Source organism: Thalassospira sp. (assembly GCF_048059015.1).
Taxonomy (GTDB): Bacteria; Pseudomonadota; Alphaproteobacteria; order Rhodospirillales; family Thalassospiraceae; genus Thalassospira.
In genome coordinates this window covers 238,342-264,495 of sequence record NZ_JBLLNT010000006.1, presented here as the reverse complement: position 1 = coordinate 264,495, position 26,154 = coordinate 238,342, and the positions used below count along the sequence as shown (strand labels likewise).

Annotated in this window: 24 protein-coding genes; 10 read left to right on the top strand and 14 right to left on the bottom strand. The window is 54.6% G+C overall.

Annotated features, from left to right (window positions below; all coding sequences use genetic code 11):
* Positions 1 to 76: 76 nt before the first annotated feature.
* The 4 genes from ACMZ66_RS10535 to ACMZ66_RS10520 all read right to left on the bottom strand — a co-directional run bounded on the left by ACMZ66_RS10535 (position 77) and on the right by ACMZ66_RS10520 (position 4,819).
* The gene (locus tag ACMZ66_RS10535; protein WP_416937122.1) at positions 77 to 1,669 is read right to left on the bottom strand and encodes an MFS transporter; all 1,593 of its coding nucleotides are present in this window, start codon (positions 1,667 to 1,669) and stop codon (positions 77 to 79) included.
* A gap of 82 nt (positions 1,670 to 1,751) precedes the next feature.
* Positions 1,752 to 2,033 (bottom strand): DUF1427 family protein, encoded by a 282-nt coding sequence (locus ACMZ66_RS10530; protein WP_416937120.1) that lies wholly within the window; start codon positions 2,031 to 2,033, stop codon positions 1,752 to 1,754.
* A gap of 8 nt (positions 2,034 to 2,041) precedes the next feature.
* Positions 2,042 to 3,898, bottom strand: coding sequence for an amidohydrolase (locus tag ACMZ66_RS10525; RefSeq protein ID WP_416937118.1), 1,857 nt, complete (start codon positions 3,896 to 3,898; stop codon positions 2,042 to 2,044).
* A gap of 243 nt (positions 3,899 to 4,141) precedes the next feature.
* The gene (locus ACMZ66_RS10520; protein WP_416937116.1) at positions 4,142 to 4,819 is read right to left on the bottom strand and encodes a hydrolase; all 678 of its coding nucleotides are present in this window, start codon (positions 4,817 to 4,819) and stop codon (positions 4,142 to 4,144) included.
* A 151-nt stretch (positions 4,820 to 4,970) separates the two neighbouring features.
* Here ACMZ66_RS10520 and ACMZ66_RS10515 point away from each other — a divergent pair, with 151 nt between their 5' ends.
* From ACMZ66_RS10515 to ACMZ66_RS10495, 5 genes are all read left to right on the top strand, one after another.
* Positions 4,971 to 5,867: a LysR family transcriptional regulator gene (locus tag ACMZ66_RS10515; protein WP_416937114.1), complete on the top strand. Its 897-nt coding sequence runs from the start codon at positions 4,971 to 4,973 to the stop codon at positions 5,865 to 5,867.
* 94 nt (positions 5,868 to 5,961) lie between these two features.
* Positions 5,962 to 6,405, top strand: coding sequence for an RrF2 family transcriptional regulator (locus ACMZ66_RS10510; RefSeq protein ID WP_416937112.1), 444 nt, complete (start codon positions 5,962 to 5,964; stop codon positions 6,403 to 6,405).
* A 123-nt stretch (positions 6,406 to 6,528) separates the two neighbouring features.
* On the top strand, positions 6,529 to 6,969 hold the full coding sequence (locus ACMZ66_RS10505; RefSeq protein ID WP_416937110.1) for a group III truncated hemoglobin: 441 nt from the start codon (positions 6,529 to 6,531) through the stop codon (positions 6,967 to 6,969).
* Between the two features lie 108 nt (positions 6,970 to 7,077).
* Positions 7,078 to 8,292: an NO-inducible flavohemoprotein gene (gene hmpA, locus ACMZ66_RS10500; RefSeq protein ID WP_416937108.1), complete on the top strand. Its 1,215-nt coding sequence runs from the start codon at positions 7,078 to 7,080 to the stop codon at positions 8,290 to 8,292.
* 120 nt (positions 8,293 to 8,412) lie between these two features.
* Positions 8,413 to 9,486 carry a sodium:calcium antiporter gene (locus ACMZ66_RS10495; RefSeq protein WP_416937106.1) on the top strand — a complete coding sequence of 358 codons (1,074 nt, stop codon included), beginning with the start codon at positions 8,413 to 8,415 and terminating at the stop codon, positions 9,484 to 9,486.
* A 35-nt stretch (positions 9,487 to 9,521) separates the two neighbouring features.
* Here ACMZ66_RS10495 and ACMZ66_RS10490 read toward each other — a convergent pair whose 3' ends face one another.
* From ACMZ66_RS10490 to flgB, 8 genes are all read right to left on the bottom strand, one after another.
* Positions 9,522 to 12,149: an ATP-binding protein gene (locus tag ACMZ66_RS10490; protein ID WP_416937104.1), complete on the bottom strand. Its 2,628-nt coding sequence runs from the start codon at positions 12,147 to 12,149 to the stop codon at positions 9,522 to 9,524.
* A gap of 209 nt (positions 12,150 to 12,358) precedes the next feature.
* Positions 12,359 to 14,362, bottom strand: a complete 2,004-nt coding sequence (locus tag ACMZ66_RS10485; protein ID WP_416937102.1) for a methyl-accepting chemotaxis protein — start codon at positions 14,360 to 14,362, stop codon at positions 12,359 to 12,361.
* 220 nt (positions 14,363 to 14,582) lie between these two features.
* The gene (flhB, locus tag ACMZ66_RS10480; protein WP_416937100.1) at positions 14,583 to 15,653 is read right to left on the bottom strand and encodes a flagellar biosynthesis protein FlhB; all 1,071 of its coding nucleotides are present in this window, start codon (positions 15,651 to 15,653) and stop codon (positions 14,583 to 14,585) included.
* A gap of 50 nt (positions 15,654 to 15,703) precedes the next feature.
* Complete coding sequence (fliR, locus tag ACMZ66_RS10475) at positions 15,704 to 16,468, bottom strand: flagellar biosynthetic protein FliR (protein ID WP_416937098.1); 765 nt, start codon at positions 16,466 to 16,468, stop codon at positions 15,704 to 15,706.
* Between the two features lie 53 nt (positions 16,469 to 16,521).
* The gene (gene fliQ / locus ACMZ66_RS10470; protein WP_033068899.1) at positions 16,522 to 16,791 is read right to left on the bottom strand and encodes a flagellar biosynthesis protein FliQ; all 270 of its coding nucleotides are present in this window, start codon (positions 16,789 to 16,791) and stop codon (positions 16,522 to 16,524) included.
* Between the two features lie 186 nt (positions 16,792 to 16,977).
* Positions 16,978 to 17,304 (bottom strand): flagellar hook-basal body complex protein FliE, encoded by a 327-nt coding sequence (gene fliE / locus ACMZ66_RS10465; protein WP_416937096.1) that lies wholly within the window; start codon positions 17,302 to 17,304, stop codon positions 16,978 to 16,980.
* A 45-nt stretch (positions 17,305 to 17,349) separates the two neighbouring features.
* Complete coding sequence (flgC, locus tag ACMZ66_RS10460; protein WP_416937094.1) at positions 17,350 to 17,757, bottom strand: flagellar basal body rod protein FlgC; 408 nt, start codon at positions 17,755 to 17,757, stop codon at positions 17,350 to 17,352.
* A 23-nt stretch (positions 17,758 to 17,780) separates the two neighbouring features.
* Positions 17,781 to 18,182, bottom strand: a complete 402-nt coding sequence (gene flgB / locus ACMZ66_RS10455; RefSeq protein WP_416937093.1) for a flagellar basal body rod protein FlgB — start codon at positions 18,180 to 18,182, stop codon at positions 17,781 to 17,783.
* Between the two features lie 281 nt (positions 18,183 to 18,463).
* Between flgB and csrA the strand changes: the two genes are divergently transcribed.
* From csrA to fliP, 5 genes are all read left to right on the top strand, one after another.
* Entirely contained in the window at positions 18,464 to 18,742 is a 279-nt protein-coding gene (csrA, locus tag ACMZ66_RS10450; RefSeq protein ID WP_416937091.1) for a carbon storage regulator CsrA, read from the top strand.
* A gap of 255 nt (positions 18,743 to 18,997) precedes the next feature.
* Complete coding sequence (locus tag ACMZ66_RS10445; RefSeq protein WP_416937089.1) at positions 18,998 to 19,414, top strand: EscU/YscU/HrcU family type III secretion system export apparatus switch protein; 417 nt, start codon at positions 18,998 to 19,000, stop codon at positions 19,412 to 19,414.
* Entirely contained in the window at positions 19,411 to 19,746 is a 336-nt protein-coding gene (locus ACMZ66_RS10440) for a hypothetical protein (RefSeq protein ID WP_416937087.1), read from the top strand. Before ACMZ66_RS10445 ends, ACMZ66_RS10440 begins: the two co-directional genes overlap by 4 nt.
* 185 nt (positions 19,747 to 19,931) lie before the next feature.
* Entirely contained in the window at positions 19,932 to 20,318 is a 387-nt protein-coding gene (locus ACMZ66_RS10435) for a FliO/MopB family protein (RefSeq protein WP_416937085.1), read from the top strand.
* Between the two features lie 32 nt (positions 20,319 to 20,350).
* The gene (gene fliP / locus ACMZ66_RS10430) at positions 20,351 to 21,133 is read left to right on the top strand and encodes a flagellar type III secretion system pore protein FliP (protein ID WP_416937211.1); all 783 of its coding nucleotides are present in this window, start codon (positions 20,351 to 20,353) and stop codon (positions 21,131 to 21,133) included.
* Between the two features lie 100 nt (positions 21,134 to 21,233).
* Here the strand turns inward: fliP and ACMZ66_RS10425 are convergent, their stop codons facing one another.
* Together ACMZ66_RS10425 and ACMZ66_RS10420 are read right to left on the bottom strand one after the other, a co-directional pair.
* On the bottom strand, positions 21,234 to 22,442 hold the full coding sequence (locus ACMZ66_RS10425; protein ID WP_416937083.1) for a tetratricopeptide repeat protein: 1,209 nt from the start codon (positions 22,440 to 22,442) through the stop codon (positions 21,234 to 21,236).
* Between the two features lie 209 nt (positions 22,443 to 22,651).
* Positions 22,652 to 26,152 (bottom strand): hypothetical protein, encoded by a 3,501-nt coding sequence (locus tag ACMZ66_RS10420; RefSeq protein WP_416937081.1) that lies wholly within the window; start codon positions 26,150 to 26,152, stop codon positions 22,652 to 22,654.
* Between the last annotated feature and the right edge of the window lie 2 nt (positions 26,153 to 26,154).

Genomic DNA, 26,154 nt, shown 5'->3' with positions numbered 1-26,154 from the left:
AAAAACAACCCGATATCACGTTGTGCATGCATCAACGCAGTATCGGCCTGTTTTGCAATATCTCGACGCTTGCCGATTATTCGTGGCTTGCGATCAGATGCTGAACTTCCGGCGGTTCATCGCCGCGATGCAGGGCATTGACCTTGACCTGCACGTCGCGGTCGGCACCGGTGACCCGTTCATGATGGCGAAGATGTTCGACCCATGATCCTTCGGACCAGCTTTCGACATAAAGGCCATCAATCCCACTGTCTTCGTAAAGTTCCCAGTGATAGGCGCCGTTGCGTTTGCGGGCCTTGCGCATCTGGGCCATCAATGCGCGAAATTCATCCAGGTCTTCGGCATTGATGCGATAGGAAATGCGGATCATCACCGGACCACGATCGACTTCCAACGCATCACGCACCACAGGTTCGGGCCAGTGCATGGATGGCGCAAGATCAAGATCGGCCCCTTGATTAAGCTCAATACGCATGGTCGCAAACATCAGGATGATGGCCCCAATGGACGCCGCAATCAGGGCAGCTTCGATGGAATATTGATCGGCAACCCACCCCCAAACCATGCTGCCGCCAGACATCGCGCCAAAGAACAATGTCAGGAACACCGAAAGACCGCGTGCACGCACCCAATCGGGCAAGGCGGTTTGCGCCGAAACATTCAGCGATGACAAAACCGCAATCCACGACGCCCCGGCAATAAAGGATGCAATGACCGCCGCAGCAGGCACCTGAACAACTGCAAAGCTTGCCATCACCAAGGCCGTCCCGATTGTGCCCCCGGCAACGGTTTTATCCGCACCAAGGCGCGCCTTGATTTTCGGCAGGATCACGGCACCTATGACGGCCCCCGCCCCGACACTTGCGAGCAACACACCATAAAGCTGCGCGCCACCATCAAGGACTTCGCGGGCAATCAGTGGCAACATCGCCCAATAGGCGCTGGCAAAGATGAAGAACGCCACCGCACGGATCAGGGTCGCAATCACAGGCGGGCTGTTAAACACATAGCGAAGCCCGGCCCGCATGGCGCCAAACACCCGTTCGCGCGGCATGGAATGGGAAGCCTGTTCTGGTTTCCAGAAAAACAGCACAATCAGAATGCCGACAAAGCTGATCGCGTTAAAGGCAAAGGGCGCGAACAGCCCGACCGTGACAATGATTAAGCCTGCCAAAGCCGGACCAATCGCACGGCTGACATTGATGCCCATGGAATTAAGGGCAATGGCCGCACCCAATCGCGGCTTGGCAACAAGGCCCGGCACAATCGCCTGCCAGGCCGGTGCCATCAAAGCCGCACAGGTCCCCATCAAAAACGTGATCAGGATCAGAACTGGCGGTGTGACCAGCTCAAGATACACCAGTGCCGAAAGCCCGGTCGCCAGAAATGCCATGATGATATTCACAACAATCAAAAGCTTGCGCCGATCCAAAAGATCGGCCAGCGCCCCGGCAAAGATGGCAAAAAGGAATACCGGTAAAGTCGTTGCTGCCTGCACCATTGCGACCACCAACGGCGATGGCGAGAGTTCGGTCATCAGCCACCCGGCCCCGACATCATGCATCCATGTACCGATGTTCGAGACCACCGTTGCGATCCATAAAAAGGCAAACGCACGATGGCGGAACGGCGACCATGGCCCTGTTTGAAGTGTTTGCGTCTCGTTCATGATAACTGCTTCCTGATCTGCGTTTGATGAAGGGGATTGATGCGCCGGTCCGGTTTGATTTGGCCCGGCGCATCAGCCGATGTCAGGACTGTTTATTTTCCGGCGTCACGGCACATGTGTTACTTGCGGCACTGTCCTTCGCCACCACACCAAACGATTTGCCATGCAGGCAATGGGCGGCAGCTTCTTGAACCGACATTCTGTCCTTGGCCCAGTTCACCGCAGTTTCACCGGCCAACATGCCAAGCAATCCCAGAAGGGCGATGACAGGCGGTGCCGGGGATCTGGTGCCAAGCAGCGCATAAATCACGCCAACACCAAGCCCGATCCCGAGTGACAGGACATAGGGGGAAATGTTCATCATCTCGCCCCCTAAACCGCGAAGCAGGAACAACCCAGCGCACCCCAGAAGGATTTGCTATCCGCGACCGGGATTGGATTATTCCAGGCAATGCCGTGATCATGGCCATGAACACCACAACCGTGCGAACACCCGTCATGACAGGCGCGTTCATGCTTGTGTGCTTCGGGGCGCTGGGCCGGGCTTTGATGATGCAAAACCGGGCTCCAGGATGGCGACGCAGGCGGGAGTTCCGGCGACAGGCTTTGATAATTGCCTTCGCCATAGACCACCTTGCCACCCACCATGGTCAGCACCGAATTGATCCGACGGATTTCTTCGGGTGCGACAGCCATGTAATCAGAAGACAGAACCGCAAGATCGGCATATTGCCCCGGCATAAGCGTTCCTTTGACGTCCGCTTCACCCGAGAACCATGCCGACCCCTTGGTCCAGAGCATCAGTGCCGTTTCACGATCCAGAACATTGTCATTGTCATAAAGCGACATGCCCCCAACAGTCTTGCCCGTCGTCAACCAATAAAGCGCAACCCATGGGTCATAGGACGCAACACGCGTCGCATCCGTTCCGGCCCCAACCGGCAAACCATGTTCAAGCATCTTGGCAATCGGCGGGGTCGCCATTGCCGCATCCTTGCCATAGCGATCAACGAAATATTCGCCCTGGAACGCCATGCGGTGCTGGATGGCGATGCCGCCGCCCAATGCCTTGATCCGTTCGATATTGCGTTCGGAAACGGTTTCGGCATGGTCGATGATGAAGCGGGTTTTGAACGGATTCTTGCCATTCACGCGTTCAAACACGCCCAGGAACCGGTCGATGGTTTCGTCATAGGTCGCATGAATTCGAAACGGCCATTCACGATCGGCCAGCAATTCGACAATCGGCTCTAGTTCGCTTTCCATCACTGGTGCCAGATCCGGGCGCGGCTCAAGGAAGTTTTCAAAATCTGCGGCCGACCAGGCCAGGTTTTCACCCGCCCCGTTCATGCGCAGCATATCGCTTGCCGCCCCCGGCTCGGTCAGTTCGACCCAGCGTTCGTAATCATTGAGTTCCTTACCGGCCGTTTGCGCAAACAGGTTATAGGCAATGCGCACGGTCAGTTGATCATCATCATGCAGGCGTTGAATGACGTCATAGTCATCGGGGTAGTTTTGCCCGCCACCGCCAGCATCAATGACGCTGGTAATGCCAAGACGGTTCATTTCACGCATATAGTGACGGGTTGAATTGATCTGATCGTCGATCGGAAGTTTCGGCCCCTTGGCAAGCGTCGAATACAAGATCAAAGCCGACGGTTTGGCCAGAAGAAGACCGGTTGGATTGCCTTTGGCATCCTTTTCGATCACACCACCTGGCGGGTTTGGTGTGTTTTTACCAAAACCAAGCACCTTGATTGCGGCCTGATTAAGCAATGCCTGCCCATAGAGATGCAGGATAAAGACCGGCGTTTCAGGGGCGGCGGCATTGATTTCATCAAGGGTTGGCAGGCGGCGTTCGGCAAACTGGAATTCCGACCAGCCGCCAACGACGCGCACCCATTGCGGGGCGGGTGTGACGGCCGCTTGTGCCCTTAGCATGCGCAGGGCATCAGCGACTGACGGCACATTTTCCCAGCGCAATTCCATATTGAAGTTCAATCCACCACGGATGAGGTGGGTGTGGCTGTCATTCAGACCGGGAATGACACGGCGTCCACCGCCATTGATCATTTTGGTTTTGGCGTCTGCGAGCTTGCGCATTTCGGCTTCAGAGCCGATGGCCAGTACCTTGCCACCGGCAATGGCGATGGCATCAACTTCGGGGTTTTTTGGGTCAAGTGTGGTGATGCGGGCGTTGTGGATGATTGTTTCGGCGGTCTTGCTCATCTCGGTACTCCCAATATGTGTGATGGGTAGTGCACTGAGTGCTGTGCTTGCGCAGGCACCCTGAAGAAATGTCCGGCGTTTCATGCGTGTGACCTTTCAACGCAAAGCCCCACACCCGTCGTTTACGCACACGTGATCAGTGTGCCCCTTCGCTTGGAAACGACGTCAAGAATTCGACGTGACATAGGGCCTCGAAAGAAAAAACGCGGCAGATTGGGATATCCGCCGCGCTCCTTGTACCGATCAGGAAGCTGCCTTCGGCGCAATGCGCGGGCCGTGCTCAACACGCTCTGGTGCTTTGTGAACCATGGTGTAGGCGTAATCGACGCCCATGCCATAGGCACCGGAATGTTCCTTAACCAACGCCATGACTGCATCGTAGCTGTCGCGGCGTGCCCAATCGCGCTGCCATTCCAGAAGAACCTGCTGCCAGGTTACCGGCACGACACCGGCCTGAACCATACGGTCCATCGCATAATTATGCGCATCAACCGACGTACCGCCCGAAGCATCAGCAACCATGTAGATCTCATAGTCGCCTTCAAGCATGGCCGAGAACGCAAAGGAGTTGTTACAAACTTCGGTCCAGAGGCCCGATACAATGACCTTCTTGCGACCATTGGCAGCCAGTGCATCGCGAACTTTCTGGTCATCCCAGGAATTCATCGAAGTGCGTTCCAGAAGCGGGTTTTCAGGGAAAACCGCCAGAAGTTCCGGATAGGTGTGGCCAGAGAAGCTTTCGGTTTCGACCGTGGTAATCGTGGTCGGGATATCAAAGATCTTGGCAGCCTTCGCCAGACCGACGGTGTTGTTCTTAAGGACCTGACGGTCGATGGACTGAACACCGAATGCCATCTGCGGCTGGTGATCGATGAAGATGATCTGCGAGTTCTGCGGGGTAAGAAGTTCAAGTTTCGACATGATACGGCTCCTGTTTAAAACGTAGATTTTGTCCTGTGATCCCCACCCGGTTTGTTCTCTGCTCGGGTGATGAGGAGATAATCGCACATTCCAAATTTGAAACAATTATGCTATTTAGAGACAAATTATCCCAAATTTGAGACAAATAAACATGGACCGTTTCGCCGAACTCCGCGCCTTTGTTGCTGTTGTTGAGAATTCCGGTTTCACTGCAGCGGCGCGTGCGACCCGCCTGCCGCGCTCCACTGTCAGCCGATTGATCATGGGACTGGAAGAACGGCTTGATACGCAGTTGCTTCAACGCTCCACACGCAGTGTCGCGCCGACCAGCACCGGACAGGTTTATTATGAACGCGCACGCCGCGTGCTTGATGATCTTGAGGAAATTGACGATGCCGTGACCTCGACATCGGCAACACCATCGGGCCATTTGCGGATCAGTGCGCCGCTTCCGTTTCAGGGGATCAATTTCGCCCAGACCGTGGCGAACTTTGTTAAGACCTATCCCGATGTTACGGTTTCAATGGATCTGGAGACACGGTTGGTGGACCCGGTGGCCGATGGTTATGACTTAATCATCCGAATTGCCCGCCCGGATGATGAAACCAACCTTGTTGATCACCGTATCGCGACGCTGAAATACGTGACCTGCGCGTCACCGGCCTATGTAAAACAAAACGGGATTCCCGAAACGCCCGCTGATCTTCGCGATCATAATTTGCTGGTCTATGCCGACCGCAACCGTGTTCGAAACTGGGTGTATCAAACGAACACCGGTCCGGTGGAAATCAGGCCGGGCAATGCGATGAAAACCAACAATATGGAAGCGCTGATGGTCTGGGTTGAAAACGGCTTGGGCATCACCGTATTGCCGGAATATGCGCTGCGCGATGCGTTCAAATACAAACGCCTGGTAAAGCTTTTGGAAGATTACACCCTGCCGGAAACCTGCCTTCAGGTGATCTATCCGCCGACCCGGCATCTGTCATCGAAGGTGCGGCTGTTCACCGACATGGTGGCCGAGGAATATTCAGCGCCCGAACTGTAATTAGCAGATGTCAATTGCGTGAAAAATGCGGTTTCGTTGGAAAAGTCATATTATTTGCATTTCAAATACGCATTTTGATCTGTAGAATGAATTCATGCAGTTAAACCGTTTCACCGATTATGCGCTTAGGGTCATGATGCATCTGGCGACCGCCAATGGGCGCCTGATGTCGACGCGCGAAATTGCCGCCATTCATGATGCGAAATATAACCATCTGGCGAAGGTCACCCAGTGGCTTTCCAATGAGGGCTATATCGAAACCATCCGCGGGCGCAGCGGTGGGATCGCCTTGGCCCAAAATGCGGATCAGGTCTGTATCGGCACGCTTGTGCGCAAGCTCGAAAGCCAGACGGCCTTGGTTGACTGCATGCGCGATGATCATGGCAATTGCCGTTTGGCCGCTGCGTGTGGCCTTGCTTCCGTTCTGAAGGAAGCTGAAGAGTTGTTTTTCAAGTGCCTGGATCAGTACACTTTGGCCGATGTTATAAAACGGCAGAGCGGCATGTTTGATCTTTTGGCCAGTCTGAACTCAGAATAACTCCCATTATATCAGTTCATTAGAACGGTTCATCGCACAAGATACCGCATTGCGATAAAATAGGTATTTACAATGCATATTTATGGGAATATATGCATTTAGAATACTTATTAAGAGGCTCCCATGAAACCACCTGATGAACTGCCCCCGCACCGCATCACAGAATTGCTTTCCGTTTTCTATGGACGCGTCCGCAAGGATCCCGAACTGGGCCCGGTCTTTAATGACATTGTCGATGATTGGCCCGAACATCTGGCCCGGCTTGAAGACTTCTGGTCATCCCTGATGCTGGCATCGGGCCGCTATAAGGGAAATCCGCTTGTCATGCATAACCTGCATTCCGATCGCATTACCCCGACCATGTTTGATCGTTGGCTGGAAATCTGGACCGCCACGACAAACGAAATGATCGCGCCTGAGATCGCCATGATCATGCAAACAAAGGCCCGGCGCATTTCAGCCCGCTTGATCGCCGTAATGTATGAGCCCTGTCACGGGCATCAGCATGCCGATCCCTTGCCACTCCCCCCGCACCATCCCCGATCATCCGCACAAGCACGTTAACGACACCTAACCAAGCTTGCACTCCCCATCGCGACCACCACCGGCACTTATCCCAAAGTGCCGAACCGCTACCCTTGTCTTTAATCACAGCCTGAAAAGAGAACCGTCATGTCAGACCCCCTTTCTGCCCGTACCATTGAACTGGTGAAATCAACCGTCCCGGCCCTGTCCGCACGGGGGCGCGACATCACCAAAGTGATGTATGGCAAACTGTTCCAGGACGATCATATCCGCGCACTTTTCAATCACTCGAACCAGGGTGAAAACGGATCACAGGTGCACGCACTTTCCGCTGCCCTGATTGCCTATGCCCAGAATATCGACAAGCTTGATGCGCTGGTGCCAGTCGTGGAGCGTATCGCGCATAAACATATCGGCTATCACATCCTGCCAGAGCATTACGAATATGTTGCCCGCGCCCTTCTTGGCGCAATCGAAGAAGTCCTTGCCCCCGATATCACCGATGAAATCCTTGGCGCGTGGGGTGAAGCATATTGGTTTCTGGCCGACATCCTGATCAATCGGGAAGCCGACATTCGCACAAGCCTTGAAAGCAGCAAGGGCGGCTGGAACGGATGGCGGAAATTCATGATCTCGGCCAAACATTCCGAAAGCGATGTCATCACGTCCTTCACACTGTCGCCTATCGACAACCTGCCGGTCGTGGCACATCGACCGGGGCAGTATCTGACGCTGCGGCTTGCGCTTGAAGATGGGCGCGTGATCAAGCGGAACTATTCGATTTCATGCGCGCCCAACAATGATCACTACCGGATTTCGGTAAAACTCGAACCAAACGGCCAAGGCGGATCACAATTCCTGCATGAGGTCGCGCAGATTGGTGATGTAATTGAACTGACACCACCGGCTGGTGACTTCTACTTGCCAGATGAACCTGAACGCCCTGTTGTTCTGTTATCGGCTGGTGTTGGCCTGACGCCAATGGTCAGCATGGCCGAAACCATCGGCGCGCACTATCCCGATATCGAGACCTATTATGTTCATGGCGCGCTTAACAGCAAAACCCACGCAATGGACAAGCATGTCCGCCAAATCGCCAAACAACACGGCAAGATGTCGGTCATGACATTTTACAGCAATCCAACGACGCAGGATGTCTGTGGCCAAACCCATGATCAGGATGGCTATATTTCGCCTGAATGGCTTTCGGCCAACACGCCATTTCATAATGCCGATTTCTATTTGTGCGGGCCAAAGCCGTTCCTGCGCATCATGGTCAATGAATTGGCCGCGCGCGGTGTTGAAACTGATCGCATCCATTATGAATTCTTCGGTCCGACCGATGAAAACATTGCGGCCTGATCCAAAAGCCAAGGCGCCTGACAACAGGCGCCTTGGCCCCGTCCGGGCGCGCGGGGAACAAGCGCCGTTTCATGGTGTTACATAAGAAGCAGCACCCTGTTGAAGGTATAAACTTTGGGCGTGGCTGCTGGCATCATTGATGATGGAACGCAACACATGCCCTTTGACCTTGGCCAACAATCACTTACCGTCATTATCGCGACCTTTGCGGTCTGCACATTGATCATTGGTTTTGCCGGAACGCGCCTTGCCGGCATTGCCGTCAAACTGGCCGAGCGCACCCGCATGGGCCAAATCATCGCGGGTGCGCTGTTTGTCGGCATGTCAACCAGCCTGCCGGGCAGTGTTTTATCGGTCACCACCGCATGGCAAGGACATACCGACCTTGCGATTGGGAACGCACTTGGCGGGATTGCAGCACAGACAACGTTTCTGGCGATTGCTGATCTGTTTTATCGCAAGGGCAATCTTGAACATGCCGCGGCGAGTGCCACCGGCCTTGCGCAAACCACCTTGCTGCTTAGCATGCTTTCAATACCGCTTTTGGCCTATGCCGGGCCGGAATGGATGGTTTTTCACATTCACCCGGCGTCTATTTTGCTGTTTATCATTTATGGGTTTGGTCTGAACCTGCTGTCGGAAATTCGTGATGAGCCGATGTGGCATCCCAAGAAGACGGATCTGACCGAAGAAGACGCAAAACATGATGGTGCTGATCACCATCCCGAAAGCACAGTCCGGCTTTGGGCAGAATTTCTTGCCTTTGCCCTGCTGACCGCTCTTGCCGGTCATGTCATTGGGCAGGCTGGTCTTGCGATCGTTGCCGTAACCGGGATCAGTGAAACGGCCGTGGGTACCTTCCTGACCGCAGTTTCAACATCCTTCCCGGAATTTGTTTCCGCCATTGCGGCGGTGCGCATCGGCGCGGTCAATCTGGCGGTGGGCGACATCATTGGTGGAAATGCGTTTGATGTTCTGTTTTTAGCCGCATCCGATTTTGCCTATCGCGATGGATCGATCTATGCCGCCTTTAGCGATCAGCACGTCTTTACCATCGCGCTGGTCATCCTGATGAGCGGAGTATTGCTGTTGGGCATGCTCAACCGCGAACGGCGCGGTATTGCCAATATCGGCTGGGAAAGTGTTGCCGTGTTGGGTCTTTACGGCGGATCGGTCTTTTATCTCGCGGGCTAGTCATTGACGGACAAAACGCCCGCCTAAAACCAGCCCTACAAGACTTCCTTGACCTTGGTCGCGAGGTCCTTGAGCGAGAACGGCTTGGGCAGGAAATGCACGCCGTTTTCTTCATCAAGCTCGTCGCGATAGGTATCTTCGGCATAGCCCGAGATAAAGATGACTTTAAGTTCCGGCTTCTTCTCGCGCAGCATACGCACAAGCGTCGGGCCATCAATGCCCGGCATCACCACGTCCGAAATTACAAGGTCGATGGTCTTGTCGGTGTTATTAAGCACCTCAAGCGCGTTGTCGCCATTATTGGCTTCAAGCACGTCGTAGCCTTTGCTGCGCAGTGCACGTGCGCCGAAGGTCCGCACCGCGTCTTCATCCTCGACCAGAAGGATCGCGCCCGTTCCGGTCAGATCACGTGACGGGGTTTCCTCGATCACGGCCTGGGTTTCGGCAAGTTCGGCCTCGGACGCCTCATAGCGCGGCAGATAGATGGTAAAGGTCGTGCCTTTGCCTTCTTCGCTGTTGACCGCGATAAAGCCACCGGTCTGTTTGACGATACCATAAACCGTGGACAGGCCAAGACCAGTGCCCTCGCCGCGCTGCTTGGTCGAGAAGAAGGGCTCGAAAATGCGGGTCAGGTTGTCTTTGGGGATGCCAATGCCGGTGTCGGTGACCTTGATGCCGATATAATCGCCCGGCGGGATGACTTCAGTGCCGGTCGCGGTCGGTTCATCAACGATTTCGGAACTGGTCTGAACCGTGAGCGTTCCGCCCTCGCCCGCCATGGCATCGCGCGCATTCACAACAAGGTTGATGATGACCTGATCAAGCTGACCCGGGTCGACTTTTACAAGGCCGATGTCGCGGCCATGGCTGACCTTAAGATCGATCTTCTCACCAATCAGGCGGCGCAGCAGATTGGACATCTCGGCCAGCGCATCGGTGATGTTGATGATTTTTGGCTGCAATGTCTGACGACGCGAGAACGCCAAGAGCTGCCGGACAAGATTGGCAGCACGATTGGCATTCTGTTTGATCTGCATGATGTCGGCAAAGCTCGGATCACCCGGCCCATGGCGCGACAGCAGAAGATCGCAGAAGCCGATCATCGCGGTCAGAAGGTTATTGAAGTCATGCGCCACCCCACCGGCAAGCTGACCAACAGCCTGCATTTTCTGGGACTGGGCAAATTGTTCCTCAAGGTTCTTCTGTTCTGTCGTGTCAAGGAAGTTCAGAAGCAACGCACCGGCTTCACCCGAACGGCCCGCCACACGTTGCAGATAAATTTGCGCTGCCACACCGCGTGCACCGGCAAGGCGGGCTTCGATCTGACCCCCCTTGCCCATACCCATAACGGCCTTGGACAGATAGCGTGCCACTTCGTCGCGGTCTTCGGGCAGGATCAGCTCAAGGATCGAACGACCAACAACATTTGCGTGGTTCTGCCCCGCCGTAACGATAAATGCGCGGTTGGCATCGGTAACAGTGCCCGACATATCGGCCAGAACGATGGAAAGCGGGCTTTCATCAAAGAACCAGCGCACCCGACGTTCTGTCTCTGCCAGGGCATGTTCCCATTCATGAGCCGGCATCGGATCAGGGAAGATCACGGCCTGACTGCGCACAGGGCCAGTGCCCGGCGCATTGATCGAATGGGTGACAAAGCAGCGGATCGGCTCGCCACCGGCGACCTTGAATTTGACTTCGCCATTGATGCCGTCACCAACAATCAGATCAGCTAGTTCGACCGATCCATTGTTAAAGTCTTCGGGCTCTCCACCCAGCCAGCTGGCCAGACGACGGTTGAGATAAAGAATGCGGCCTTCTTCATCCAGACCACAGACCCCGACCGGCAGACGTTCAATCATCTGATCGGCATGCTCAAACCCGCCTGCGGCAGCCGCGACTGGAAGGTTCGATGCCATTTCGGCTGCCTGCGGTGCGCTCAGCGCAAAGGTCGGCTGGCTTTCTTCAGGCGCGATCAGAAGTGATGAACCGCCATCAGCCAGAAGTTCACCATCCACACCATCGACCGTCCAAAGCATCTGACCGGCGCGCGCATTGGCCGCAGTTACAGAAATACGCAGTGCTGCGCTGCTGTTCGAAGATGCATCCTGATCAGGCGCATCAGACTTGGAAGAGGCATCATCTGCATCGGCATCAGATGCGGTTTCATCGCCAGCATCTTCGCTTGCGGCATCATCAGTCGCTTCGAATTTTTCTGAACGCGACAGATCAACAAACATCTGCCCGCCTTCGCCGCGCATGGCGCGCGTGCGGAGTTCCGCCAGCTCGTCACTGCCGATCCCAAGGAACGACAGGCGCGCTTCAAGCGCGGAAAGCATGTCTGATCCCGGTTCGATACCGAGTTTCTGGGGAAAGGCCGGGTTGGCATAGATCGTGCGGCCATAGGCATCGATCAACGCCACACCGATATCGGATTTGGCAAGGCCCGCAACCAGCGGTGCCAGTTCGTCATGCCCGCCATTTCGCCAACGTGCGGAAAGCGACAATGCAGCAACGGCAATAATCGCCACACCGGTGACCATGGCACCGATGATCCACATCAGACGCGCATCAAGGCCTGCCTTTGCCAGAACATCCATCAGGACAAAGACAAACACAAGAAATGCGACACTTACAGCAAGGATGAGCCCCCGAAACAGCACGCGACCGCCTTTAACGACAATAACTTATCAAAATAGTCTATACTTTTAGCTGCTTATCGCCCGACTGGCTACCGGCAAGTTTGATCCCCCCGGTTCGCCAGATATCACGCCATCTTCCAAATGCACGAAAGGCAGGCACCAGAACGGCCCTGCCTTTCACAAAGATTTTTTAGCAAACAGTCAGCACATGCAGGCTGCGCCGCGTGGCGTTAGCTTGCCAAACGTCTGATCTGGCCGTCATCAAGCGTCGTGCCATCAAATTCGACACTGACATTGTCATTGGTGACGTTGCGGATGGTTGCGCGAACGGGTTTGCTGATGCCTGGCATATCGATCTCGATCTTGCCACCAACAGCAACACTATCGCTTGTGACCAGAAGCGCCCCCTTTTCCGAGACGTTTTCAAGACGACCGCGCAGGGATTTCCCACCATAGCTATAGGCAATATCGGCCTTGGATGGATGGCGTTTTGATGTTCGGCGATCCACATCAGAGGTCGAGGTACGAACAACTTCCACCAGAACCTGACGCAGGTCGCGCACCGCTGCGGCGACCTTGTCGGCCAGATCACCAACTTCGGATGCCAGGCGACCGGTGCCGGATGCCTCGGCGGAGACTTCGCTGATGCGGCTGGAAACTTCGCGCGACGCAGACGCGGTTTCATTCACATTGCGTGCGATTTCCGAGGTAGCCGCACTTTGTTCTTCGACTGCGGCCGCAATTGCGGTCGAGACTTCATCCATTTCGTGGATTTTCTCGGCAATCGTTGCCACGGCCTGAACGGCAGTGTCCGTGACGGCCTGAATTTCCGCGATCTGACGGGTGATTTCCTCGGTCGAACGGCTGGTCTGGGTCGCAAGGTTTTTGACTTCTTGTGCCACAACCGCAAAGCCCTTGCCCGCATCACCAGCACGTGCAGCCTCGATCGTTGCGTTCAGCGCCAGAAGGTTGGTCTGCTCGGCAATGCCCGAAATAAGTTCAACCACTTCGCCGATGCCACGCACACTATCAGCCAGTTGGGAAACGGTTTCTTCTGTTGACCGGCTTGCGGCAACGGCGTCTTCACTTACCCGATTGGCACGCGCGATTTGACCGTTAATTTCACCAAGCGATGAATTGAGCTGATCACCTGCACCCGCAACGGCCTCAACAGTTGCCAGGGCCTGCTCAGACGCCGCGGCCACGGTTTGCGAATTGCCCTGAACAAGGTCGGCAGACTTTGACATACGCTGGGCCGCACCGGCCAATTCGTTGGTTTGACCGGAAATGGTTTCGACCACACGGCGGGTTTCGCTTTCAACGCGCTCCGCCATCTGCATCAACGACTGCTGGCGTTCCTGTTCCGCCTTAAGACGGTTGGCTTCCTGCTGTTCGCGCATTTTGACGTTGTTCATACCGGTTTCACGGAACACATGCATCACGCGCACAAGATCGCCGATTTCGTCGGTCCGGGTAGACTGGCTCAGCGTCATGTCATATCGGCCATCGGCCAGCTGTGCCAGCATGCCGACACTCTCCGACACCGGTTTTGAAATACGGCGATGCATCACCCAGGCAATCAGCGCACAAACAATAATTGATGCGATGGTGACAACAGTGGTCAGAATGAAGATCGACTGAACGTTGTTTTCAAGACCGACAAGCTTTTCAACCAGTTCGGCTTCGACCGAAGATGCGTAATCCTCGGTCTTCGTTACAGCATCATCCAAGGCCTCCGACATCGCGTCGGCTGCTTCATCGAAACTCGACATCATCTTGTTGCCAGAGGCAGGACCACCGTCGATATAAGCCTGCGCCATGGTCTTGCCGGCGGAATAAAATGCCGGGAATGCGGCTTTTACACCCAAAAGGGCCTTAACCAGATCGGGCTGATCAAGCTTGGTGGCAAGTGCTTCGGCATCTTTGAGGTTTACAGCAAGCCCCTTGGCGGCGGCTTCGGCCTCGTCAAAGCCGTCATTAAGTCCATCAAGCCCACGAGTTGCCGAGATGTCGGTCAGCCACTGCTGCACCTGAACGATGTTGTATCGCGCATCTTCAATCGCCTTGATCAGTTCAGGGATATCCGTGCTGGCAACCACGCCGATTGCAGCAGCCTCATGCGTCGCACGGCGGCCATCGGAATTCACGATACCTATACCAATGGCTACCGCAATCAGCATCACGACGATGATCGCGTTTGACAGGGCAATTTGCCCGGAAATCCTTAAGTTCATAAACTTATTCCTATCAACCCGCGCAACATGCGGCACCGGCAAAAACCAAATTCAAACCATATGTATAGTATCTATGGTTTTATTTGAAAACCATAATTGTGCAATACAACATTTGGCGGATACAGGGATTGATCTGGATCGTTGCAATCAAAAATTATTGGAATGCCAAACTAGGCACAATTTGGCGGTAATGCAGATCCAAACTGGGAGGCTGGCGCAATCAGCCGAGCTTCTTGCCTTTTTGGCGGAACACGAAGGAGATGATCTCGGCGACGGCCTTATAGTGTTCTGGCGGGATTTCCTGATCGACTTCAACCGTGGCAAACAGTGCGCGGGCAACCGGCGGGTTTTCCATGATCGTGATATTGTGTTCTTCGGCGACTTCACGAATTTTAAGCGCGATATTGTCCTGGCCCTTGGCGACACAAACAGGGGCCGCCATGGCGCCGACATCATATTGCAGGGCAACCGCAAAGTGCGTCGGGTTGGTGATGACAACGTCGGCCTTTGGCACGTTTGACATCATGCGCTGCTGGGCGCGTTCCATCCTGATCTGGCGGACCTTGGCCTTGATTTCCGGGCTACCTTCGGTCTGCTTGTATTCGTCCTTGATCTCCTGCTTGGACATTTTCATCTGCTTGTTGAATTCATAGCGCTGATAGGCAAAGTCGAGCCCGGCAATCACCGCCGTCAAGGAGATGGTCGCAATCAGCAAAATCACGATCATGTCGTACAAACGCTCAAGCGTCAGACCAAGGGAAAGCTGTGGATACAGCTCGATATCGACCAGTTCGGGGATGATCACCAAAGACAGAACCACGCCAACCAGAATGATCTTGGAGACGTTCTTGATGAACTCGACCATGCTCTTCATCGAAAAGAGGTTCTTGAGACCCTTTAACGGATTGAGCTTTTCAGGTTTTGGTTCGATGCGATCGATTGCCACCACAATGCCGTTTTGAACCAGATGCCCGGCCGCCGCAAAAAACACCAGCAACACAAACGGGATACCCAGCACCCAAAGCATGCCAAGAATGACGTTCTCAAACAGGTCCGGCATGCCCGCCAAGCTGACATCAATGCGATGGGGATATTCGATGAAAGCCAGAGACAGATCACGCACGCCTTCGGCCATGACGGGTCCCATCATGGTCATGACAAGACCACCGCCGAACAGGATCATGAAGTTACCGACTTCCTTGGAAACCGGCACCTGACCTTTCTTTCGCGCGTCCTCAAGCTTTTTACTTGTGGGGTCTTCTGTCTTTTGGCTGTCGTCTTCTTCTGCCATTGGCAAACCCATGTTTGGCGATCTGGGGCACGCCTACGCCCGAAATCACCCTACGGATTGAGAAACGCCTCAAGCCCGTTCTCGAAATATGCAAGATAGACCATCATCATGGATGGCAGGGCCAAGGTCAACAATACCAGCGCCAGACCGATTTGAACCGGCATGGCGACAAAGAATACTGGCAATTGCGGCATCAGCTTATTGAGCAAACCCAAGGCAATCTGCAGGCACAAAGCCACAATCAGGAACGGTGCCGACATTTGGGCGGCGATGGTGAAGCTGTCATTGATCGCGTTGGCAAAAAACTCGCTCATATCACCAACCGGCAAGACTCCGCCGGGCGGAAACAGCGTGTAGCTTTCAAAAATGGCCTGGATCATCAGGTGATCCATCCCGGTGGCAAACATCAAAACCAGCCCAACTTGCAGCAGGAAGTTACCCGTGACCGCACTTTGCGCACCAGAAAGCGGGTCGGCGGTAAAGGCGTTCGCCATCGAGGACAGATAGGCAATAATTGACCCGGCAGTTTGAAGGCCCGCCATCATCACTTGGGCAAACAGCGCAAAGAACAGCCCGACCGTGATTTCATAACCAAGGGCAAGCAGCAAAGACGGTGCATCCGCCGGTTGGGGCGGAAACAAAGGCCCTGCCAAGGGTGAAATCACAATCGCCACCCAAAAGGCAAATAACAGGCGTGCACGGGCCGGAACCGCGCGCGATCCAATGCCCGGCATGAAGGCAAAGGCCGCCCCCACCCTGGCGAAACTCATCAGGACGACATAAACATTCAGGGTAAGTAGTTCTTGAAGATCCATGCTGTCTTCGACTGCCTTACGTCATGCGCAAAGAATGCGCCCCGGTTTCGTCGCTAATTGGGCAAGCCAATGAAATGGTCGACCATTCGGCCCATGAATTCGATCATTTCGGTCATCATCCACGGTAACAGGACCAGAAGGGCGATAAAGATCACCAGGATCTTTGGCACGAAGGTCAGGGTCATTTCCTGAATCTGGGTGAGTGCCTGGAACAATGCGATGATCAGACCGACACCAAGCGCAATCAACATCAACGGCGTGGTTACTTTGAGCAGTGTCCACACCGCGTCATAGGCCACGTCCATGATTTCAGCTTGATCCATCGGGTCTTCCTGTGTCGCGATCTCGTCACATGGGCGATCATTATCCGCCCTTGTCCTTCATACAGGATATGTCACGGGGAACGCCATGATTTCCTGCATTATCAAATGGTTCTTTGAGGCGGGACTTAAAAGCAAAAAGCCGCACGATGATCGTACGGCTTGCGCATCAAATAGGCTTCACACCGATCAGACCGGCATGTTGAGAATGCTCTGATAGGCTTCAACGGCCTTGTCACGAACCGAGACCACGGTACGCAGGGTAACCTCGGCCGCCGATACCGCCGTGACCACTTCGTGGAGTTCCGCATCACCGGTGATGGCCTTTTGGGTCATCTGTTCGCTGACAGTCATGGTTTCGCGTGCATTATGTGCCACGCCCTTGACCATGTCGGCAAAACTTTCCCCCGGGTTCACAGATGTGCCAGTGCCGGTTACGGTTTCCGTAACGGTATTCGTCTTGCCCGCAGCCGCATTGCGGTAGGCAGAAATGGCATCGTTGAAGCTGGCAACCATCGGTCTTAATCCTTAAACGTCGTCCGTCCCCAAGATATCGAATGCTTACTGCAAGATATCAAGGGTCTTAAGCAACATGCTGCGCGATGACTGGATCACATTGAGGTTGGCCTCATAGGAACGCTGTGCTTCGCGCATATCCATCATTTCGACCAGCGTTTCAACGTTCGGGGTCTGAACATAGCCCTGATCGTTGGCAGCCGGATGGCTTGGTTCGTATCTCATACCAAAATCGGAGCGATCAGGCATTACCTTATTGACCTTGACCATCTCTACACCGACTTCGCGGTCCATGACATTCTTGAAAGTCAGGAGTTTACGGCGATACGGGTCCTGGTTCGGTGCGGTCGGCAAGCTGTCCGCGTTGGCAACGTTTTCTGCAGCGATCCGAAGACGCGTACCCTGAGCACGCATACCAGCAGCAGAGATTTTGAAAGCCTTGTAAAGTTCCATTTTTCTAACTCTCTACTTACGGGTTACACGCGGCCAAGGGCCGAGATGAACATGGATTTCTGCTTTGCGTACAAACGGGTCATGGTCTGATAATCGACCTGGTTCTCGTTCATTTTAACCATCTGTTCTTCAAGGATGACGGCGTTTTTGCCCGGCGCGACTTCATAGTTCTTACGCACTTCTTCGTCCTTGAAGTTCTGCGGTTTGTTCAGACCCTGACTATGGCCCGGCGTGGTCGCCTGCATCGCAAGGATGAACTGGCGGTCGCGGCCGATGGTTTTCGGGTCGAATTCCTTAAGATCGTTGGCGCGGTAATTCGGCGTATCGGAGTTGGCGATATTCTGCGCAATGACTTCCTGGCGCTGTGTCAGCCAGTCCATCTTTTCTTTCATGTTGGCGAACATGCCAAGTTTGCCGATATCCATTTCCTGCTCCTTGTCTCGCACTGCCGAGTATTGATGGCGCGGGTAAAGCCGAAGTTAACGTCACGCCCCGTTGGGACCGGGATCATCGTTTAGGCTGAATTTGCCGCCCCGTCTGATCCTGCCAAAAGAAATGCATGTGCCGTGCCAAAACCGAAAAGCACTTTGAATTTGCCCACATTTCATTTGCATTACTGCGGGTACTAGACCCCGCGTTTGAAAGCGGGCATATTGAGCCGGTCTGACAAATTTAGTTTTGTCATCTATCGAAACCGGGACACTGCATGCTCTATCTCACACGAAAAGTTGGCGACTCCGTTGTCATTGACGACAATATCGAAGTCACCGTCGTTGAGGTCCGTGGCAAGACCGTAAAGCTTGGCTTCACCTTCCCCGAAGATGTTCAGGTTCTTCGACGCGAACTCTATGACCGCATTCAGGACGAAAACCGTTCTGCGGCAGTCAGCGAAGACATCATTCGCCATCTGGGAGGTGTTGGCAGCCCGGCCAAGGACACCAACAAAGAAGAAAGCGACGCTGACGCAGACGCCGGCGAAAAGTAAAATCACCGGGCCAAGTCAGCCGATGCTGATATCCCACGGCCCGCCCCTTCTGCCTGCATTCAGGCACCGTCATTATCTGGGCAGGTAGCCAGGATCATGACCCGATCTGCTCTCAACCCTGTTTTATGAATTATCGGCTTTGATCCGGACATGGTGCGTTAACAACGATTTGTTGACCATCTTTGTTCTATGGTCGACGCTGTTTGGGCAGAAAGCCCATTAGACACGGCAACACGTCCTGAATTGAAGGACCGGATGAGCGGGAAAAAGCCCACCTTTGACATTACCGATACCCCGGCCAGCAAGACGGAAAATCTTGCAGCGCCCGGTACGCACGACCAAAAGGCGGTCGCACTTCGGTATCAGCATGGGCGGGACAATGCCCCGACATTGAGTGCAAAGGGTGAAGGCAGCGTTGCGGAACAGATTTTGCAAGTTGCCTTTGCCAACGGGATCAAGGTCCGTAAAGACAGTGATCTGACAGAAATTCTGATGGCAGTGGATGTCGAAAGCGAAATCCCGCTGGAGGCTTTTGCCGCCGTCGCCGAAATTTTGAACTATATATATCGGATCAACCGGATTTACGGCGGTCCGTCACGCAGCCATTCCGATCCAACCGATCAGGTCATGGCGGCAACATCAAATGATCGAAACGGGGAAGACCAATCATGAGCCCTGAACAATTCATGCCCGATCAGTTCAAAAAGGATCTCAAACGCGTCCTGTCCCTGATCCGGACCAGCCAGCGGTACCTTGAAGATGGCAAGGTGGTGGAACTTTCCGCCCTTGAAAGCCGCATTGCTGATCTATGTGATCAGGCGCGCTCCATGGGCCCGGCCCAGCGCCAGGAAGTCGCCCCGCTTCTCGCAGCCCTGACCGATGAATTGGGTCAGTTTGAGAGCCACATGCAAAAAGAATATGCCGATATCCAGCGCCAGCTGCGCGGTATCAGCAACACCGCGCAGGCGACCAACGCCTATGCGCAGGCAGCACGCACGAAGTAACCTGCGCCGGTGGAATTAGGCTTAACTGGCTGATTTCAAACGTGCCGGGCATTATCCTTGGACGTGTCACAGCTTGCCTGCATGCCCGTGGCACGTTAAACAGAACTGCAAGATCGCCGGTCGCCGCGCCAGATGGCACAGGAACCGGGTGATCCAAACAGGTTGTTCACGGGGAAAGCTACCTGATGGAACTAAGCGCCTATTTCCGGTTTGTTGCCGCCCTTTTGTTTGTATTGGGGATCATTGGTGTGTTTGCCTTGCTGGCACGCCGCTTTGTCCCGGGTGCGCGCAACATCAACCGACGGGGCGTTAAACGCCGCCTTTCGGTGGTTGAAGTCATTCCCGTTGATACCAAACGCCGCCTTGTCCTGCTTAAGCGCGATGATACCGAACATCTGGTGATGTTGGGCCCGACCGGTGACACGGTCATTGAGCGCAATATTGGCACCCACTTTACCGATCTGATCAGCACAGATGATCTGAACGGACTTGAGGACGCGGTCCCCAACGCAGATATAACAAACACCGCGGATGACGCCGTGGAGACGAATGACAGGAAGTCGCCTGCATGAGCGATCAGAACACCTCGATGCCCGGCACTGAGATGACCAAACCGGCCAGGACCGGCTGGCGCGCACCGCGCTGGTTAACGCTGTGCGCGATCTGGTCGCTGATCCCCTTGATCGCGATCCTTGCTGGCGGTGACACGGTTCAGGCACAGACATTCAATTTTGATCTGGGCGATGGGCCCGGTGTGACGTCATCTGGCCGCTTGATTCAGTTGATCGGTCTGATCACGGTTCTGAGCATCGCACCTGCCATCCTGATGATGGTGACGTCTTTTACCCGTATCATTGTGGTTTTGAGCCTTTTGCGGACCGCCCTTGGCATTCAGCAGTCGCCACCAAACCAGGTTCTGATCAGCCTTGCGATGTTCCTGACCCTGTTCATCATGATGCCGACCTTGGAACGCGTCTGGGACGAAGGTCTGCAGCCGATGATCAACGGCAATATTGACGAGTTTGAAGGGTTCGAACGATCCGTCCGCCCGGTTCATGATTTCATGATGACACAGGTGCGCGAACGTGATCTTCAGCTGTTTGTCAATCTGGCCGGTGTTGAAGTTACGACGCCTGAAACCATTCCGCTGCGGTCCCTGATCCCGGCCTTTATGATCAGTGAATTGCGCCGCGCGTTCGAGATCGGCTTCTTGCTGTTTATCCCGTTCCTGATCATTGACATGGTGGTGGCCAGTATCCTGATGTCGATGGGTATGATGATGCTGCCACCGGTGATCATTTCCCTGCCATTCAAGCTGATCTTCTTTGTGATGGTGGATGGCTGGTATCTGATTGCAGGGTCGCTTGTCGAAAGTTTCGGAAATTAGCGACCGCATCTGGGATGCTCATATCAAAAAAAGCCGCCAGGCATATGCTGGCGGCTTCTTCATTCCCTAGACTTGGGCTTTGCGCCCAGCTTTCCCGTGCTCAACCTTTGCGGCGGCCGGTTTTGAAAACATCCTGCTCAAGCGGTTTAAGGCCAAAGCTCCCGCGACGCGGACCTGGATTATCAGCAACGTATTTTTCCGCCGTCTGGCGTTCACGATCGGTCATGCGGGCATGGATCGCGCCCATTTCGCGCTGCGCCTGACTGCCTTCTGTCGGAGCGGACATGCGCAGCCAGTAATAGGCAAGGACATTATCCTGCTCGACACCGCTTCCAATCGCATAAAGACGACCAAGGGCGGCCTGACCGTTTGCCGATCCCTTACGAGCGGCGCGTTCATACCAAGTCGCAGCACGGATCATATCAACCGGCACACCCAGACCATGTTCATACATCACCCCGATCAGGTGATAACCACCGGGATGGCCAAGCTCGGCTAAATCCATCGCCAGATCAAGCGCGCTTGGATAATCCGGCTCGCGATGGGGCACGCCAAAAATCAGGATTTGCGTCATCTGATATTTCGCAGAAACGTCGCCCTGATCACAGGCATGCGTCAACATCGTCCAGCCGCGGTTAAACAGCTTGAGATCCGATGAATGGCAGAAATACATCGCAAGGTTGGCCTGCGCATAAGCGTCACCTTCGCTTGCGGCCAGTTCAAACCAGCTGATGCTTTCGGCGATATTGCGTTCAGCGCCCAGACCAACACCAAGGGCGTAGCCAAGGGCAGATGCCGCTTCGACACTGCCAGCACGGGCCGCACGCATGTTGTATTCAAATGATTTGGATGGATCACGGCGCACACCGCGTCCTTCAAGATACAGATAGGCAAGAACACTGGCAGCGGACGGGTCGTTCAACTCGCTCGCGCGTTCGAAATATTCAATTGCCTTCTCGTCATCCTGGGGAACGCCCCAGCCGTTCAGATAGCAAACACCAAGGTTATAAAGGGCTGCGACCGAGCCGAATTCAATCGCTTCTTCAAACCAATGCGCTGCTGTTTCGGCGTTTTCCTGAACACCAAGGCCCTTGGCATAAAGATATCCAAGATTGTTGGCCGAGATCGATCCACCAGCAGAGGCTTCTTCGTGGAACCAATAGGCGGCTTCACGGTACCATTGCTGACCTTCGCCAAGATCCTCGCCAACGCCGAGTCCCTTGGAACGCATATAGCCATAGCAAACGGCCGCAAACGCACGGCTTTGGCGGTGAATTCTGGTCAAGAATGCGGCGGGTCGCGGACTCATCACGCGGCATCCCGTCGCCCTGGAAATGCTTTTGGGCAAGCGAAAGCTGGGCAAAAATGTCTTTTTCGACATTTGCTTCATCGTAATAGACCATTTTAAGTGCACGATCCATCACAGCACTACACTCTTTACCCTGTAAAAACCCAACAGATACTGGGCACTAAGCCCGCTTTTACGCGAAATCGGTGCCACGATACATTTATCGAAGGTTAATTTATAGCACTAAGCTGCGATTTTTCCAACTGATCACGATAGGTTGCGAGAAAACCTTGGAAGTCTTCTACTTCGTCAACCTTGTCCGCAAGCGTGCGATAATCGATCAACCCTTGTGTCGGGGATGACGTGATCAGGCTAAATGCCTGAGCATAGGGGCCTTGTGCCATGGCATCGCCATAGCGACGCTTAAGCATATTAAGTGTGCGTTCCTGCCCTGCCATGGCAAGATTGACCGCCCAGTTCAGCAGATAATGCCCCCGCTCGTCCGAAACGGTGCCGGTTTCATCAATCGGGTCTTCACCAACCAGACGCTGGAAAGTTTCAGCCGCAGACATGTAGTCCCGCGTTTCACGGTAATGATCAACACGCAGCAATTCGGCATTGCGCGACAGATCGCCTTCAAGCGATGCAATGGCTTCAACGCCGCGATCCGTATCAAGCAAGGCGCGTGCACGCAGTTGGCGGCGCTGGGTTGCAAGTTCCTCGGACACACCGGGATCTTCGGTCGCATCAATCACGCGAATGGTTTCTTCGGGCTTGCTATCAAGCAGGTAAACAAGGGCCAAACGCGCACCAACACGGGCCTTTTCGACGCCGGAAAGGCGGAAGTCGACCTGGTGCTCCAACAGTTCCTCAGCGCGTTCAAACAGCTCTACATCGACCATACGATCAGCAAGCTTGCGAATAAGCTCATCGCCCTTTTCACCTGCCGGGGTCAACTCGCGGAACTCGTCATAAAGTGCAATCGCCTTGATCGCCGAGATGTTATTGATCTCGTCACCCAGATAGAGGTTCTCAAAGGTCGTATGCATCATATCGGTGGCTTCGGTTGCCACCGGGCGGTTCGGGAAGAAGATTGCCGCCTGACGCAGGGTATTGAGGCCTTCACGGAAGTCCTTGTTTTCGATCTGAAGTTCGCCAATACGTTTAAGCAACGCCATCTCGAACGCATCACCACGCCATGCAAAGCGAAGTTTCTGCAACTGATCAATCGCGTCTTCGGTCGTAAGGCGTTCGAGGCGCATCAGAAGTTCAGTACGATCAAAGATCGCATGTGCGCGGGCCTTGCGGTTATCACCCTCAGCCACCTGATCCCAGGTCGCGACCGCTTGTTCGAGCTCGCCCGCTTCTTCTTCAAAGATACCCTTGAGATACTGAACATCCATGATCTTGGATTTACTCAAGCCCGGGGTGACCAGCATCTTTTCGATTAGGTCCATACCCGCTTCCGGATTGCCAACAATCAAGGCCTGCTCGGTTGCCAGCGGGCCAAGTCGACTAAGAAGTTCCGGCGGGTAGTAATCAAGGATATGCACGCTTTCAAGCAGGTCGCGCGCGCCTTCATTCGGTCGCCCGCGCGCGGCCAGCGTCACAGCGCGCCACAGGCGCATTTCCGGAATGGCACGCAGGCGTTCATCGTCAAGAAGACGCTCTGCCTCGGCATATTCGCGATCAAGAAACTTCACCGCAGCCTTAAGCGCACGGAACTGAAGTTTCTGGGCAATCAGCGGATCGTCGCCTTCCATCGCGGAAACAACTGCATCGGCTTCTGGTCCCAGACCATTGGCAAGGTAATATTGCGCCAGTTCAATACGCGCCTTGTTGCGGTGTTCATCGCCACTTTCGGCAATATCGCCACGCAATTGGCGGATGGTACGGCTGAAATTATCAAGTCCACCACGGCGCCAATCATCAAGATCAAAGATCAGACCTTCGCGGCCATCCCCGGTACTTGCACGAACACCTGTGGCGGATGCCAAAAGACGCGCGCCTTCTGGCGAGATGTTAAGACCATCCGCAGCGGTGACAATCACCGCCTGCCCGTCATCACGGTCTGCGACCTGAACACTGTCATTCATCGGAGCAACAACGACGCCCTGAACCGAAGGCAGAACTTCAAATTCCGGATAGCGCAGGGCAACTTCGATGCCATAACCACTTTGGGTCGTGGTGACAACACGCAGGGTATCGCCGACCTCGGGGTCATCAATCGGAATGATCGGACCAACATCTTCGAGCGGCACAATCAGGCGTGCGCGGGTCTGCTCATCAAGCTCAATCGACGGCCCAAGCTTTTCAACCGGCTGCATACGCCCTTGTTGCAAGGTAATGCTCCAATCGCCAGCACCTGACCGTGTCGTATAAAGGCCAATGCCCTCAGGAATGGTCATGCGAACAATGGTGGCGTACGGGCTATCGATTTGTTCGATCACACCAACGATCTGTGCTGCTTCCTGACGAACCGTGTCCATGTCGAGATTTGCACGCACATCAAACGCCAGCCACAAAAAGCCTGCGCGTGACCAAGCCGCTGCACCACCATCCTGACCAAACGGGAAACCAAGGGTCAGCTCTGTCGTGGTCTGCTGGACCGTGACAGGCAGGTCGCCAATGCTTTCACGCACCGCCGGGGTACCATCACCTGTTGTGTCACGGTTAGCAGCAGCTTGCGCATTTGCGGCCTGCGCCAATGCTTCTGGCGAGGTTGGATCAAGGTTTTCGTCAACGACCGGAGTTGCAGGTTCGGTTGATGGCGCATCTGCGCTCTGCGTCGCAGGTGGTGCGGACGGAGCGGTTGGTGCTGCAGGTGCGGCACTTTCAGGGGGTGTTGGCGCGCTGGTGGTTGATCCGGTCTGTGGCGCTGTAGAACGGCGCTCCGCAGCTGTTGTCGCAGGTGCGCGCTGTGCGCCCATGATGTCAACAACGACCTTGTTGCCTGACCGGAAATGGCGCAATTGACGCGCAGGCATGGTTTCGACCACCACGTCTAAGGGGCTGGAACTGCCCTGTGTGATCCGGACACCTTCAGGCAGGCGACGGGAAATATCGGTCGCATCAATTCTTGCCGGTGCATTAAAGGCGATGGTTTGTGATCCTTGATCACCCTCAAGCGCATAATCAGTGCGGTTCGGCCAATCAAACACCAGACGATAGAATGTCGGATGACGTCCAACGCGGACATCAAGTGTTCTGACATCCGCGGTGTCTTGCGGGCTTGCGACCGTCTCGACAGGTGTTGTCGGTGCAGGGGCAATTTGCGGGCTGTCAGATGCTTGACGCGGCGCAGGTGGGGCGGGCGTTGGTGCCGGTGCTGCTTGCGGTTTATCGAGGATATCAAGCACGACGTTGCTGCCGACATTGAAAGCGCGCACTTCGTAATCATCGCTCAGCACAAAGGCGATGGTGCGCCCATCCGGATCAAAGAAGCCATCAGAGATATATTTGGAAACCGGGTTTAAAACGCCGCGCAAGGAGGCGACCAAAGGTTCGTCAAAACGCACAACAAGCTGGTCGCCGATGATTTCAGCGCTGTAATTGACCGGCTTGTTCCATTGCAGAACAATTCGTCCATAGCCGTTATGCAGCCCGGAGCGGATAATAACAGGATCCACAACCTGGGCCGTTGCTGGACGCGTACCGCTGTAAGGCAAAATGATTGCCGTGGAGGTCGCAATAGCAACCGCCAGCAGGACGCGCACGGCAAGTTTCGCCATAC